The following is a 14,284-nucleotide window of genomic DNA, read 5'->3' on the forward strand; positions in this document are numbered from 1 at the left end:
ATATCCATCATGAGCCTCGGCAGCTTTATCAAGAAGCAGTTTATCGACGTACTACAGTGGAACGAAGAGACGGAAGGCGTGCTGGCCTGGCGTTTTCCCATGCAGGATTTCGAAATCCAGAATGGCGCCATCCTGAATGTGCGCGAATCGCAAGTGGCCGTTTTCGTCAATGAAGGCAAGATCGCCGATGTCTTCGGCCCCGGCACGCACAAGCTGACGACGCAAACTTTACCGTTGCTGACCAACTTGAAAAACTGGGACAAGCTGTTCGATTCGCCCTTCAAGTCGGACGTGTATTACTTCAGCACCCGCGTGCAGACGGGCCGCAAGTGGGGCACGCCGCAGCCAATCACCATCCGCGACAAGGATTTCGACATGATACGCGTGCGCGCCTTCGGCATGTACTCGTACCGCATCGCCGACGCCCGCACCTTCTTTACCGAAATCAGCGGCACGCGCGAAGTCTATACGCGCGACGAGGTGGAAGATCAATTGCGCGGCATTTTGATGTCGAGCATGGCCAGCTCGCTGGGCGGCGCGAATGTCCCCTTCCTCGACATGGCGGCCAACCAGGCGCTGATGGCACAGGAAGTCAAGGATGGCCTGGCGCAAGCGTTTGCCCGCTATGGCGTGGGCCTCGATGAATTCAACGTGGCCAGCATCAGCCTGCCCGAGGAATTGCAGGCGGCACTCGACGAGCGCATTTCCGCCGGCATGAAGGGTGGCCTGGGCGCCGACAAGATGAGCGGCTATACGAAATTCCAGGTCGCCAACGCGATCCCGCTGGCGGCGCAGAACGAAGGCGGCATGGCCGGCATCGGCGCGGGCCTCGGCGCCGGGCTGTCGATCGGCCAGGTGATGGCGCAAAGCATGGCGCACGGTACGGGCAATGCGCTGCAGCAGCCCGCCCCGGCACCAGGTCCGGCGGCACCGCCCGCGCCTGCGGAAGAACCGATCGAGGCGCGTCTGGAAAAGCTCAAAGGCTTGCTCGACAAGGGTCTCATTTCGCCGGCCGACTACGACGGCGCCAAGGCTGAACTGCTGAAAAAACTGATCGGCTAAGCGCGACTGCATGCAAACTGTTTCCTGTCCCAGCTGCGGCGCGGAAGTCCACTTCCGCTCGCACGCTTCCGTGCTCGCCGTATGCGAGTACTGCCACAGCACCATCCTGAAGGATGCCGACTCCGTCAGGGACGTGGGCAAGATGTCAGCCATCCTGGAAGACTATTCGCCGATCCAGATCGGCACGGCCGGCGTGCACGATGGCATCCACTTCACGGTCGTCGGACGCATCCAGCAGCGCTACAGCGCCGGCACGTGGAACGAGTGGTATGTGCTGTTCGACGATGCCAGCACGGCCTGGCTGGGCGATTCGTCCGGCCTGTACACCCTGACGCGCGAGCGCGCGACGCAAGATGCCTTGCCCGTCTTTGGCGAGCTGGCGCCAGGCAAGCGCTACACGATCTGCGGCGAGCCATACACGGCGGCCGAGATCCGCAATGCCGAATGCATCGCCGGCCAGGGTGAATTGCCGTTCAAGGTGGGCGCCGGCTGGCGCATCCAGGTGGCGGACTTCCGCAACTACGCCAGCTTTATCACGCTCGATTACACGGATGGCCCGCAACCCATCGTCTACCAGGGCGTCGCCGTCACCCTCGATGGCTTGCAGTGCCAGCTGCTGCGCGATGACGATGCCATTGCCAAAAGCGCCGGCAAGTACCGCGGCAAGCTCGATGCGCTCGACTGCCCGTCCTGTGGCGGCGCCATCCAATACGTGCCCGGCGCGGCGGCGCAGCTGGTGTGCCCCGCCTGCCACGCGCAGCTCGACGCCAGCGGCCCGGAAGCGCAGGTGCTGGCCATCGGCAAGCAGGTGCACGACAACGCCGACATCACGCTGGAGCTGGGTGCCAGCGCAAAGATCAGCAATGTCGATTTCACGGTGATCGGCATGATGCGCCGCGCCGACGACGAAGGTAGCGAATGGAACGAATACCTGCTGTACAACGCGCGCGCCGGCTTCTTCTGGCTGGTGGAGACGGACGATGGCTGGTCGCGCTCGGACGTGCTGCCGAACTGGCCCAACTGGGCCTCGCTGGACGCCGATACCTGCACACTCGATGGCGCCACCTACCGCAAACTGTATGACTACGGCTCGCAGGTGGTGTATGCGGCGGGCGCCTTCAACTGGAAGGTAGCCGTCGGCGACAGCACGCGCGTCCATGAATTCGAGCAGGGACAGACCAAGCTGGCGGCGGAAATCACCGGCGAGGAAATGACCTGGTCGCGCTCCGTGCCCGTGGCCTATGACCAGATGGCCGCCTGGTTCGGCGCCGCCTTCCATGGTGGCGCCAAGGTGCAGAATATCCAGCTAAGTCATCGCGGCATCGCCAAGGTCTTCATCATCATCGTGCTGGTCTTGAATGCGATACCGATGTTCGTCTCGTTCTCCAGCACCTTGATGTGGAGTTTGCTGGGCTGCCTGGCGCTGTTCCTGCCGGCCGCTTTTCTCGACAAGAATGCAAAGAATCCCCATGAGTAAATATGTGATCTATGCCTTGATGGTGACGTTTTCCGTCACGGCCGCCAACTGGGTGCGCATGTTCAAGGTGGCCGGCAGCGGCAGCGGCGGCAGCAGCTGGAGTTCGCGCACGGGCAGCGGCGGCGGCAGCTATGGCGGCGGTTCCAGCGGCGGGAGCCACAAGTAAGCATGACGTCTACACCGCACCTGCCCCTGGGCACCCATTTGCTGGCCGACCTGTCGGGCATCGTGCCGGAACGCCTGCGCGACTGCACCGCGCTCGAGCGCCTGCTGCGCGACGCGGCCGTCACGGCCGGCGCGCAGGTGCTGCATAGCCATTTCCACAGCTTTGGCGCGGTCCAGGGCGTCACTGGCGTGGTGCTGCTGGCCGAATCGCACATTTCTATCCACACCTGGCCGGAATGCAGCTTTGCCGCCATCGATATCTTCATGTGCGGCGCGGCCCGGCCGCAACTGGCGCTCGACATCATCAAGGATGCGCTGCAGGCGACGCACTGCCAGCTGCAATCCGTGCGCCGCGCGCCGCCGGGGTAAGCTCGCTGGTGGATCGCGTGGGGATCGCTTACACTGTCGGCTCATCCTCCAACCGTGACTCCCATGCGCCGTTCCGCCTTCCTTGCCCTGCCCCTGCTGCTGCTGGCTTCCGCCTGCGATGACTACACGGCACCGAGCCTGTACCAGGCCACCACGCCCGAGTGCAAGACGTGGACGGAGGGCTCGCGTTTCGAACTACCGCGCGGTATCAGCGTGTATGCCACGCCACCTGTCACCCTGAAGGAAGGCGGCACGGAGCTGGCGCTGATTTTCACCTTGCCCGTCGGTACGCAAGCCAGTTTCACGCGCCTGTCGTTCCTGCTGGAAGAGCCGAAAAAGCCGCCCTTCGCGGAAGCGAAGATACTCACCATTTACCAGCGCGGCATGAACCAGAAGGCAGAGATAGTCGACGTCATCGAAAAGCTGCCCATCATGTTTGCCGCCGTCGGCAACAGCAAGGAAACCCAGTGGCGGCTGCGCTTGCAACTGCCGCGCCAACTGCCGCAGCGCTTTGATCTGTCGATGCCCGACATGCTCGTCGCCGGCAAGCGCTACCCGGTACGCACGTTTACCTACCGCTATTTCCCCGAACGCAGCGCCTACGGCATGTGCAGCTGAGCCACGCCGTCCATTGACGGCGGCGCACGCCACTGGCACACTAACGTTTTCCATCACACAACAGGAGTAGACAACATGCGTCATTCAGATACTGCCGTGCTGTCGGCTGCCTGATCACTGTCTTTCCCGGCTAAGACCCTTAGCCGGCTATTCTTTATACGCGTGATCGCGTAGCCGACTTCCCTTCTTTCGTGCCAGTCATAGCGACTGGCGGTGCCTGCACGCGCAGGCTTCACGTCCGCACGCGGACGACAAAATGTGGAATTACGCTACCATGATCGCATTCGATTTTGCGCAACTACGCCTTATCGGGCTGCAGCAGGCCATCGCCGGCGCAGCCACCCAACTCGACTTATCTTCCCCCGCCGCGCAGCTGCTGCGCGTGAGCGCCGTACACCGCGACGGCATCCTCGTGCACGATGGCCACCAGGAACACCCGGCGCAGATCCTACCGCGCCTGCTGCACCAACTGCTGCAGCAGAACAGCGTCCTGACGGTCGGAGACTGGGTCGGTGCCGAACATGATCTTCACGGCACGCTGTGGATAACTACACGCTTATCCCCAGGCACGCAGATCGCGCGGCGCAGCAATGACGGCCGGCGGCAAGTGCTCGCCAGTAATGTCGATACAGCCCTGCTGGTGATGGGACTGGACGCGGACTTCAACCCGCGCCGCCTGGAGCGCTATCTGGCCATCGTGCTGGCGGCCCAGGTCATCCCCGTGGTGGTGCTCAGCAAGGCCGACGTGGCTGACGACGTGGCCGGCAAGCTGGCGCAGCTGAAACAACGCCTGCCGCAGCACGTGCCGCTGTTTGCCATCGATACGCGCCATGCGTATGACGTGGCCATCCTGGAACCCTGGCTGGGCGCAGGCCAGACCCTGGTCTTGCTCGGGTCATCGGGCGCCGGCAAGTCCAGCCTGACCAATACCCTGTGCGCGGCACGCCAAGCGACGAATGTTGTGCGCCATGGCGATGGACGCGGCCAGCATACGACGACGGCGCGTTCCCTGCACCTGTGCTCCAGCGGCGCCTGCATCATCGATACGCCGGGCTTGCGCAGCTGGCAAGCCGACGCCGATGCGGACACCCTGGCGGCCACGTTTGACGACATTGCACAACTGGCATCCACCTGCCAATTCCGCGATTGCCGGCATGCCAGCGAACCCGGTTGCACCGTGCGCGGCACCGTCGATGCGGACCGCTTGCGCAATTATCACAAGCTGCTGCGCGACGCCCGCCGTAGCGAAGAAACGCCGCTCGAGCGCATCGCCGCGCGCGCCAAGTGGAAGACGATACTCAAAGCGGGACAGGAAAGGAGCAAGCAGAAGCGCAACACGTAATCACCTCAAAAATTGTATAAAAAAAAGGCAGCCCGCAGGCTGCCTTTTGTATTACTACGTGCGGGCAAATTAATGCTTGCGCAGCTTTTGGATCGCTGCCAGCTGCGCAATCGCGCTGGCCAGCTCGGCTTGCGCTTGCGCGTAGTCGATGCCCGAATCCTTGTTGTGGATATTTTCTTCCGCCAACTTCTTCGCTTCCAGCGCTTTCGCTTCATCCAGGTCGTGACCGCGGATCGCGGTATCGGCCAGGACGGTCACGGTGTCCGGTTGCACTTCCAGCAGGCCGCCAGCAACGAAGACGAATTCTTCTTCAGCCTGGCCGACTACCTTGATGCGGACCGCGCCCGGACGGATGCGGGTAATCAAAGGCGTGTGGCGTGGGTAGATACCCAGCTCGCCCTGTTCACCCGGCAACGCGACGAATTCTGCTTCGCCTGAAAAAATCAGTTCTTCAGCGGAAACCACGTCAACGTGAATTGTGTGTGCCATGTGTGTCCTATCGGGTTGAAGAACCCCGCCGTGTGACGGGCGGGGTTAGGCCCAGACTTAACTTAGTTAAGTTTCTTGGCTTTTTCGATTGCTTCTTCGATCGTGCCGACCATGTAGAACGCTTGTTCCGGCAGGTGATCGAGTTCGCCCGAAGCGATCATTTTGAAGCCCTTGATCGTGTCTTTGAGCGAAACGTATTTACCAGGCGCGCCGGTAAAGACTTCAGCGACGTGGAAAGGCTGCGACAGGAAACGCTGCATCTTACGTGCACGGGCAACCAGCAGTTTGTCTTCCGGTGCCAGCTCGTCCATACCCAGAATCGCGATAATGTCGCGCAATTCCTTGTAGCGTTGCAGGGTCGTTTGCACGGCACGCGCGGTGTCATAGTGCTCTTGACCAACGATCAATGGATCGAGCTGACGCGAGGTCGAATCGAGTGGGTCCACGGCTGGATAGATACCCAGGGAAGCGATGTCACGCGACAGCGCAACGGTCGAATCCAAGTGAGCAAACGTGGTAGCAGGCGATGGATCGGTGTAATCATCGGCAGGAACGTAGACGGCCTGGATCGAGGTGATCGAACCGGTCTTGGTCGACGTGATACGCTCTTGCAAACGGCCCATTTCTTCAGCCAAGGTCGGTTGGTAACCCACGGCCGACGGCATACGGCCCAGCAGTGCCGATACTTCGGTACCGGCCAGCGTAAAGCGGTAAATGTTGTCGACGAAGAACAGAACGTCCTTGCCTTCATCACGGAACGATTCAGCGATCGTCAGGCCGGTCAGCGCAACGCGCAGACGGTTACCTGGCGGTTCATTCATCTGACCGTAGACCATCGCTACTTTGGAGTTCTCTGGATTTTCCAGATCGACCACTTTCGCGTCAGCCATCTCGTGGTAGAAGTCGTTACCTTCACGCGTACGCTCACCAACACCGGCGAACACGGACACGCCGCTGTGCGCTTTGGCGATGTTGTTAATCAGTTCCATCATGTTGACGGTCTTGCCTACGCCAGCGCCGCCGAACAGACCCACTTTACCGCCTTTTGCAAACGGGCAAACCAGGTCGATCACCTTGATGCCGGTTTCCAGCAGTTCTTGCGATGGCGACAGTTCGTCGTATGCAGGAGCGGTGCGGTGGATCGACGCGACTTGCTCGTGCGACACTGGGCCGCATTCGTCAATCGGGTTGCCCAGCACGTCCATGATGCGACCCAGGGTTGCTTTACCGACTGGCACCATGATAGGTTTGCCGGTGTTCTGGATCATCATGCCGCGACGCAAGCCATCGGACGTGCCGAGTGCAATGGTACGGACAATGCCGTCGCCCAACTGCTGTTGTACTTCCAGGGTCAGTTCCGAGCCTGCCATCTTCAAGGCATCAAATACCTTAGGCATCGCGTTGCGGGGAAACTCAACGTCCACCACAGCGCCGATACACTGAACGATTTTGCCATCAGCCATGTTCGTTCCTTCAATATAGTTAAATTCGTTTAAACCGCAGCCGCACCGGCGACGATTTCGGAGAGTTCTTTGGTAATCGCAGCTTGGCGGGTCTTGTTGTAGATCAGCTTCAGTTCGCCGATCACACTACCCGCGTTGTCGCTTGCAGCTTTCATCGCGACCATCCGTGCCGATTGCTCGGACGCCAGATTCTCCGCGACTGCCTGGTACACCAGCGCTTCTACATAGCGCTCCAGCAATTCGTCGATCACGCTTTGCGCATCCGGCTCGTAGATGTAATCCCACGTGTGGGCGCCCTTGTCGGCGACCATCTTGTCGGCCGTCAGGGGCAGCAATTGCTCCACGACTGGTTCCTGTTTCATCGTGTTGATGAATTTGGTGTAGCACAGGTACACTGCATCGATCTTGCCTGCCTGGAACTCTTCGAGCATGACCTTGACGGGTCCGATCAATTTGTCCAGGTGGGGCGTATCACCGGTTTGAATGGCGTGCGCGATGATCTTGACGCCGATGCGATTCAAAAAACCCAAACCCTTGTTACCGATGGCAACTGCTTCAATCCGGTTGCCAGCTGCTTCCAGCTCGCGCGACTTCGACATCACCTGGCGCAGGATGTTGGTATTCATGCCGCCGCACAGACCCTTGTCGGTCGTGACAACGATGAAACCCACTGCCTTCGCTTGCGTGCCCTGGGCAGCTGCCAGGAACGGGTGCGTATATTCCGGATTGGCGGTCGCCAGATTGGCGGCGATATTACGAATCTTGTCACTGTAGGGACGGGCGGCCCGCATCCGGTCTTGCGCCTTGCGCATTTTGGACGCGGCGACCATTTCCATCGCCTTGGTGATCTTCTTCGTATTCTCTACGCTCTTGATCTTGCCTCGTATCTCTTTGCTTGATGCCATGAGTCCTTACTCCTTCTGCGCGTAGGGCGGCGCCTCACTCGAGGTGGGCGCCGCCTGGCCGCTTAATATGCGCCGGATTTCTTGAAATCAGCAATGGCCGCCGACAGAGTTGCTTCGCTGTCTTTGTCGAGTTGCTTGGTTTCTTCGATCTTGGCCAGCAGAGCAGCTTGCTTGGTCTTCATGTAAGCGTGGACACCAGCTTCGAACGACAGCACTTGCTTGACTGGCACGTCGTCCATGAAGCCTTTGTTCACCGAGAACAGCGATACGGCCATCAGCGAGATCGACAGTGGCGAGTACTGGGCTTGCTTGAGCAATTCCGTGACGCGCGCACCACGGTCCAGCTGCTTGCGGGTCGACTCATCCAGGTCGGATGCGAACTGCGCAAACGCGGCCAATTCACGGTACTGCGCCAAGTCGGTACGGATACCGCCGGACAGGTTTTTGATGACCTTGGTCTGGGCGGCACCACCGACGCGCGATACGGAAATACCGGCGTTAATGGCAGGACGGATACCAGCGTTGAACAGCGAGGTTTCCAGGAAGATCTGACCGTCGGTAATCGAAATCACGTTGGTTGGAACGAATGCGGACACGTCGCCAGCTTGCGTTTCAATGATCGGCAGAGCCGTCAGGGAACCGGTCTTGCCTTTGACGGCGCCGTCGGTGAACTTCTCGACGTAGGCGGCGTTCACGCGTGCTGCGCGTTCCAGCAGGCGGCTGTGCAGGTAGAACACGTCGCCTGGGTAGGCTTCGCGGCCTGGTGGACGGCGCAGCAGCAGCGAGATTTGACGGTATGCAACAGCTTGTTTGGACAGATCATCGTAGACGATCAGTGCATCTTCACCGCGGTCACGGAAGTATTCGCCCATGGCGCAACCGGAGTACGGCGAGATGTATTGCATGGCGGCCGATTCCGAAGCGGAAGCGGCGACAACGATGGTGTATTCCATCGCGCCGTGCTGTTCCAGCGAGCGCACGATGTTCTTGATCGACGAGGCTTTTTGGCCAATCGCGACGTAGATACATTTCATGCCCTGGCCTTTTTGATTGATGATCGCATCAATCGCCACAGCCGACTTGCCGGTTTGACGGTCGCCAATGATCAGTTCGCGCTGGCCGCGGCCAACTGGAACCATCGCATCGATCGACTTCAAGCCGGTTTGCATTGGTTGCGAAACGGACTCACGGGCGATCACGCCCGGAGCGATTTTTTCAATCGCGGCCGTCAGTTTCGTGTCGATGGCGCCTTTGCCGTCGATTGGCTGACCCAGTGCGTTGACAACGCGGCCGAGCAGCTCAGGACCAATTGGCACTTCCAGAATGCGGCCGGTGCATTTCACCGTGTCGCCTTCGGAGATGTGCTCGTAGGCACCCAGAATCACGGAACCGACGGAGTCGCGTTCCAGATTCATTGCCAGGCCAAACGTGTTGCCTGGGAATTCCAGCATCTCGCCTTGCATCACGTCCGACAAACCGTGGATGCGGCAGATACCGTCGGCGACGGAAATAACCGTGCCTTGATTACGCACTTCAGCGCCGCCATCAAGACCTTGGATCCGGCTCTTGATCAACTCGCTGATTTCAGATGGGTTGAGTTGCATACTAACTCCTAAAAGTGTTTCTCTCAGCTTGCGCGAGGGGTAAGGGTCTGTCTTAGCTGGCCTGCCGAAGCGCGTGTCTTACGACACCAATGCAGCGTGCAGTTGCTGCAGCTTGGCGCGCACCGAGGTATCGAGCACTTGGTCGCCAACAACCACGCGCACGCCGCCGAGCAGCGATGGATCCACTGTGACGGCAGGGTTGAGCTTACGACTGAATTTCTTTTCCAGCGTTGCGACCAGCTCGGCCGTTTGGCCTTCGCTCAGATCGAAAGCGCTCGTGATCTCGGCGTCAGCCGCACCTTCCAGACCGTTTTTCAAGGTATGGAATTGCGCGCCGATTTCCGGCAGCAGGCTGATGCGGGCATTTTCGATCAACAACGTGACGAAGTTTTTCACTTCTTCATTGAGCGGCGATTTCAACAACGACAGGATGGTGGCGGCGACGTCGCTTTCCGAAACTTTCGGATTGCGCGCGTACGCCTGTACCTCGGGGTGGCTACCGATCTGTGCCAGTTCGGACACCAGCTCGGACCACGCCGCGAGGTTGCTTGACTCCTTACCAGCTTGGGCTACGCGGAACAAAGCTTCCGCGTAGGGACGGGCGACGGTTGCGAGTTCTGCCATGATTACAGCTCGACAGCAAGACGCTGCAACATTTCGGCGTGAGCCGTAGCGTTGACTTCACGCTTCAAGATCTGCTCGGCACCCTTGACAGCCAGGTCAGCCACCTGAGCGCGCAATTGTTCGCGTGCTTTCGACAGTTGCTGTTCGGCGTCCGACTGGGCTTGCGCAATGATACGCGCAGCTTCAGCTTGTGCATTTTGCTTGATCTCTTCAGCAACCAGCTGCGCGCGCTTTTCAGCGTCCGCAACGCGTTGCGACGCTTCTTCACGTGCACTGTTCAATGCCTCTTGCGCACGCTTTTCAGCGACAGCCATCGAAGCTTGACCTTGATCGGCCGCAGCCAATCCATCCGCGATTCGTTTGGCACGCTCATCCAGCGCATTGTTCAGCGCTGGAAATACGAACTTCATCGAGAACCAGACCAACACCGCGAAGGTGATCATCTGGCCGATGAGCGACATATTGATGTCCATACCTTTGCTCCTAACTAAAAGTTTCTCCTAGGATTGGAGCGAATTACTGAGCAACAGCCATCAAAGGAGCCAGGAACGGGTTAGCGAACGTGTACAGCAGAGCGATACCAACACCGATCATCGAGATGGCATCCAGCAGACCAGCGATAACGAACAGTTTGGTTTGCAGTTGTGGCATCAGTTCTGGTTGACGTGCCGATGCTTCCAGGAATTTGCCACCCAAGATAGCGAAGCCCAGAGCAGTGCCGATTGCGGCCAGGCCGATGATGATTGCTGCTGCCAGAACGGTCATGCTTTGTACTTGTGCGATCAGAGCTTGCATAAAATTCTCCTAAATTTAAAAACGAAAGATACTAAAAAAACAAAATATAAAGTTGCTGATTAATGTTTCTCAACCGCGAGGCTCAGATACACAACCGTCAACGCCATAAACACAAAAGCTTGCAAAGTTACAATCAAGATATGGAAAATTGCCCATGGACCACCCAACGCCCACTGTGCCCACCAAGGCAACAACGCGATCAAGATGAAAATCAGTTCGCCGGCATACATATTGCCGAACAGTCGCAGCGACAGGGAGATCAGTTTTGCAACCAGCTCAACCATTTGCAACAAGAAATTGATGGGTGCCAGCAAGATCGTACCGATGATGCCGCTTGCATGGAACGGCGCCGTGAACAGCTCCTTGATCCAGCCGCCCAGGCCCTTGGCCTTGACCGAGAAAGCGATAATGCACAAAACAACCGAGAACGACATGGCGAAGGTGTGATTCACGTCGGCCGTTGCTACAACGCGCAGCTTATGCACGCCAAACCAGCTCAAAATCATCGGCAACAGATCAACCGGCAAGAAGTCCATCGCATTGAGCAGCCAGACCCAGACAAAAATCGTGATGGCCAGCGGTGCGATGATCTTGCTTTTCGCGTGAAAGGCCCCATTAATAGTTTCATTGACCATTTCCATGATCATTTCGACGAAATTTTGCAGTTTGCCAGGCACGCCGGCAGTGGCACGACGCGAAGCCATGTAAAAAACAGCCAGGAAAACAAAGCCCAGAATGGCGGAAATCCAGAAGGTGTCCAGGTTATAGGCGCCATCCGCACTTTTCAAGTGGGTCAGATGGTGACTGATGTACTCTGTGGCGTTGGCCGGGGCAGCATGGCCCGCTTCAATAGCGTGTTCTGTGGTCATATGAATTTAGATTTGTCGTTTCAGAGCACCGCCCCGAAACCAATGATTAAACAGCGAGCAATGAAAACCAGTATGCTAAGGTTGCCACCGCGAAACCCAAGATCAGCCATAACCAGGCGGCCGACTGAAACAACACCAGTGCCAAGATAAACAGCACCGCTGTGATAAATATTTTCACCACTTCTGCGCGCAAATGCGCCCGGAATGCCTTATTGGCGTCGCTAGTACCGCGAACCACCAGCATGGCATACACCAGGCTACCGATGACTGCGATAGCACCGCCGTATGCGGCGGACCAGCCTCTGACACTGCCACCGAAAAACAGGGTGACGGTAGCAAAGCTGATAGCGATTGCTAACTGCAATGCAACTACTTTGTAGACGGGTTTGGCAATACTTTGTTGTGAATCACTCAATTGCCAGGTTCCCAGAAAAATCTACACACGCAAAGACACGGGATTATAGTTGGCTTTGATCTATAGAGTCAAACGTTGCTGCACCGCAGCAGGGCGATTGCTGCGTGAAACTGACGCTTTACCGACTATTCGCCGCCATTTGCACCACTATATGGCAAAGTCGCTTGTCTGGCCGCTTCCAGCCGTGTTATCAAGGAATCACGTGGTGCATCTGGAAAGCATGGCCGGATTGTCCACACCCACACTCCCCATGTCTTTGCAGCTTGCTATTTAACCACGCAAGCGGGTCAACAATCCATCGAGCACGTCAAGATCGGCAAAATCGATCACCAATTGGCCACGGCCTTTGTTGCCCATTTTGAACACCACGGGCGTGGCCAGCGCATCGGACAACTCTTCTTCCAGGCGGGCGATGTCGCCGGACTTTTCCTTTTGCCGCGGCTCGACGGGGTTGGCCGCTTCTTCGACCGTGCGCGTGACCAGCTTTTCCGTTTCGCGCACCGACAGGCGCTTGGCCACCACCTGGTGGGCCAGGGTGATCTGGCTGGCCGCGTCGACCGCCAGCAGCGCCCGCGCATGGCCCATGTCAATATCACCGGCCATCAGCATGGTTTGCACGGGAGCGGCCAGGTTCATCAAACGCAACAGGTTCGACACGGCGCTGCGCGAGCGTCCCAGCGCAGTGGCCGCTTGCTCATGCGTAAAGTTGAAGTCGGCGATCAGGCGGTGGATGCCCTGCGCCTCTTCCAGGGGATTGAGGTCTTCGCGCTGGATGTTCTCGATCAGCGCCATGGCCGCGGCGGCCAGGTCGTCCACATCGCGCACCAGCACCGGCACTTCCGTCAGCCCCGCCAGCTGCGAGGCGCGGAAGCGGCGTTCACCTGCGATGATTTCATATTTGATCAAGCCACTCAGGGTGTCTTGCCCGATCGGGCGCACCAGGATGGGCTGCATCAGCCCTTGCGCCTTGATCGAGGCGGCCAGTTCATTCAGAGCCCCCTCGTCCATGCGCGTGCGCGGCTGGTATTTGCCGGCTTGCATTTGTGACACGGGCAAGTTCGACGGTTGATGCGTGTCCGGACTGGCGAAGTCGCCGCCGCCGCCCAACAGGGCGTCGAGTCCGCGACCCAGTCCTTTTAATTTTTTCGTAGCCATGCTGTCCTAATCGTGTTTTCAGAGTAAGCACTCACATCATTCTTTGCGAGTCGCTCGCCCTTTGTTTACATATGCTTGATGCGTTCGACCATTTCGGCGCCGAAGGCGATGTACGCCTGGGCACCTTTCGAGCTGGGGTCGAAAGTCACGCCGGGCACGCCGTACGATGGCGCTTCGGCCAGGCGCACATTGCGCGGGATGATGGTATTGAAGACCTTGTCGCCAAAATGCTGTTCCAACTGGGCCGACACCTGTTGCGATAATGTCATGCGCGGATCGAACATCACGCGCAGCAGGCCGATAATCTTCAAATCCGGGTTCAGGTTGGCGTGCACCTTCTTGATGGTGTTGACCAGGTCGGATAAGCCTTCCAGCGCGTAGTACTCGCACTGCATCGGGATGATCACGCCATGCGCGGCGCACAGGCCGTTCAAGGTCAGCATCGATAATGCTGGCGGGCAATCAACGAGGATGAAGTCATATTCGCTGTCGACTTCGGCCAGCGCATCCTTCAGGCGGCGTTCGCGGTTGTCCAGGTCGACCATTTCCACTTCGGCGCCGGCCAGTTCGCGGTTAGACGGCAAGACATCGAAACGCCCCGCTTCCGAACGCTGGCGTGCCGTCTTGACATCGGACTCGCCCAGCATGACTTCATAGGTGGACGCCTTCAAGCCGGCCTTGTTGATGCCGGCGCCCATGGTCGCATTGCCTTGCGGGTCGAGGTCGACCAGCAGCACGCGCTGGTTCAACTTGGCCAGGCCGGCGGAGAGGTTGACGCTTGTTGTGGTTTTACCAACACCACCCTTTTGATTTGCTACACAAAAAATTTTGGCCATGTATCTTCTAGTTGTAAAGAGATGCAAACTTCATCGTGCGCCCCGGCATCTTGCCGAAACGATTTATACTGTTTATTTCATTTATACGATATAAAC

General features: G+C 58.5%; 17 protein-coding genes. 6 read left to right on the forward strand and 11 right to left on the reverse strand.

Features of this window, described 5'->3' with window-relative positions; all coding sequences use genetic code 11:
* Nucleotides 1-9 precede the first annotated feature (9 nt).
* From ACP7DE_RS19385 to rsgA, 6 genes are all read left to right on the forward strand, one after another.
* The gene (locus ACP7DE_RS19385) at nucleotides 10-1,062 is read left to right on the forward strand and encodes an SPFH domain-containing protein (RefSeq protein ID WP_426073600.1); all 1,053 of its coding nucleotides are present in this window, start codon (nucleotides 10-12) and stop codon (nucleotides 1,060-1,062) included.
* Between the two features lie 10 nt (nucleotides 1,063-1,072).
* A complete protein-coding gene (locus ACP7DE_RS19390) occupies nucleotides 1,073-2,539 on the forward strand; it encodes a DUF4178 domain-containing protein (RefSeq protein ID WP_426073601.1) in 1,467 nt (488 codons plus the stop codon).
* A complete protein-coding gene (locus ACP7DE_RS19395; protein ID WP_170840580.1) occupies nucleotides 2,532-2,705 on the forward strand; it encodes a hypothetical protein in 174 nt (57 codons plus the stop codon). Before ACP7DE_RS19390 ends, ACP7DE_RS19395 begins: the two co-directional genes overlap by 8 nt.
* 2 nt (nucleotides 2,706-2,707) lie before the next feature.
* Nucleotides 2,708-3,073: an adenosylmethionine decarboxylase gene (gene speD, locus ACP7DE_RS19400; RefSeq protein ID WP_426073602.1), complete on the forward strand. Its 366-nt coding sequence runs from the start codon at nucleotides 2,708-2,710 to the stop codon at nucleotides 3,071-3,073.
* A gap of 63 nt (nucleotides 3,074-3,136) precedes the next feature.
* Nucleotides 3,137-3,691 carry a hypothetical protein gene (locus ACP7DE_RS19405; RefSeq protein ID WP_426073603.1) on the forward strand — a complete coding sequence of 185 codons (555 nt, stop codon included), beginning with the start codon at nucleotides 3,137-3,139 and terminating at the stop codon, nucleotides 3,689-3,691.
* 274 nt (nucleotides 3,692-3,965) lie between these two features.
* Nucleotides 3,966-5,033 carry a ribosome small subunit-dependent GTPase A gene (rsgA, locus tag ACP7DE_RS19410; protein ID WP_426073604.1) on the forward strand — a complete coding sequence of 356 codons (1,068 nt, stop codon included), beginning with the start codon at nucleotides 3,966-3,968 and terminating at the stop codon, nucleotides 5,031-5,033.
* Between the two features lie 69 nt (nucleotides 5,034-5,102).
* Here the strand turns inward: rsgA and ACP7DE_RS19415 are convergent, their stop codons facing one another.
* The 11 genes from ACP7DE_RS19415 to ACP7DE_RS19465 form a co-directional block, all read right to left on the reverse strand.
* Nucleotides 5,103-5,522, reverse strand: coding sequence for a F0F1 ATP synthase subunit epsilon (locus ACP7DE_RS19415; protein ID WP_065307860.1), 420 nt, complete (start codon nucleotides 5,520-5,522; stop codon nucleotides 5,103-5,105).
* Between the two features lie 62 nt (nucleotides 5,523-5,584).
* Complete coding sequence (gene atpD / locus ACP7DE_RS19420) at nucleotides 5,585-6,985, reverse strand: F0F1 ATP synthase subunit beta (protein ID WP_071080005.1); 1,401 nt, start codon at nucleotides 6,983-6,985, stop codon at nucleotides 5,585-5,587.
* Nucleotides 6,986-7,014: 29 nt separating this feature from the next.
* On the reverse strand, nucleotides 7,015-7,890 hold the full coding sequence (gene atpG / locus ACP7DE_RS19425; RefSeq protein WP_219887685.1) for a F0F1 ATP synthase subunit gamma: 876 nt from the start codon (nucleotides 7,888-7,890) through the stop codon (nucleotides 7,015-7,017).
* A 62-nt stretch (nucleotides 7,891-7,952) separates the two neighbouring features.
* Nucleotides 7,953-9,494, reverse strand: a complete 1,542-nt coding sequence (gene atpA, locus ACP7DE_RS19430; protein WP_096232956.1) for a F0F1 ATP synthase subunit alpha — start codon at nucleotides 9,492-9,494, stop codon at nucleotides 7,953-7,955.
* A gap of 78 nt (nucleotides 9,495-9,572) precedes the next feature.
* Complete coding sequence (locus ACP7DE_RS19435; protein WP_426073605.1) at nucleotides 9,573-10,118, reverse strand: F0F1 ATP synthase subunit delta; 546 nt, start codon at nucleotides 10,116-10,118, stop codon at nucleotides 9,573-9,575.
* A 2-nt stretch (nucleotides 10,119-10,120) separates the two neighbouring features.
* Entirely contained in the window at nucleotides 10,121-10,591 is a 471-nt protein-coding gene (locus ACP7DE_RS19440) for a F0F1 ATP synthase subunit B (protein ID WP_034752697.1), read from the reverse strand.
* 43 nt (nucleotides 10,592-10,634) lie between these two features.
* Nucleotides 10,635-10,913, reverse strand: a complete 279-nt coding sequence (atpE, locus tag ACP7DE_RS19445; RefSeq protein ID WP_426073606.1) for a F0F1 ATP synthase subunit C — start codon at nucleotides 10,911-10,913, stop codon at nucleotides 10,635-10,637.
* Between the two features lie 59 nt (nucleotides 10,914-10,972).
* Nucleotides 10,973-11,782, reverse strand: coding sequence for a F0F1 ATP synthase subunit A (atpB, locus tag ACP7DE_RS19450; RefSeq protein WP_426073607.1), 810 nt, complete (start codon nucleotides 11,780-11,782; stop codon nucleotides 10,973-10,975).
* 46 nt (nucleotides 11,783-11,828) lie between these two features.
* Nucleotides 11,829-12,197 (reverse strand): ATP synthase subunit I, encoded by a 369-nt coding sequence (locus ACP7DE_RS19455; protein ID WP_426073608.1) that lies wholly within the window; start codon nucleotides 12,195-12,197, stop codon nucleotides 11,829-11,831.
* A gap of 270 nt (nucleotides 12,198-12,467) precedes the next feature.
* Entirely contained in the window at nucleotides 12,468-13,352 is an 885-nt protein-coding gene (locus ACP7DE_RS19460; protein WP_426073609.1) for a ParB/RepB/Spo0J family partition protein, read from the reverse strand.
* Nucleotides 13,353-13,417: 65 nt separating this feature from the next.
* Complete coding sequence (locus tag ACP7DE_RS19465; protein ID WP_426073610.1) at nucleotides 13,418-14,188, reverse strand: ParA family protein; 771 nt, start codon at nucleotides 14,186-14,188, stop codon at nucleotides 13,418-13,420.
* Nucleotides 14,189-14,284: the final 96 nt, after the last annotated feature.

It is taken from the genome of Janthinobacterium sp. DSP2-3-3 (assembly GCF_049897325.1).
Lineage (GTDB): Bacteria > Pseudomonadota > Gammaproteobacteria > Burkholderiales > Burkholderiaceae_D > Janthinobacterium.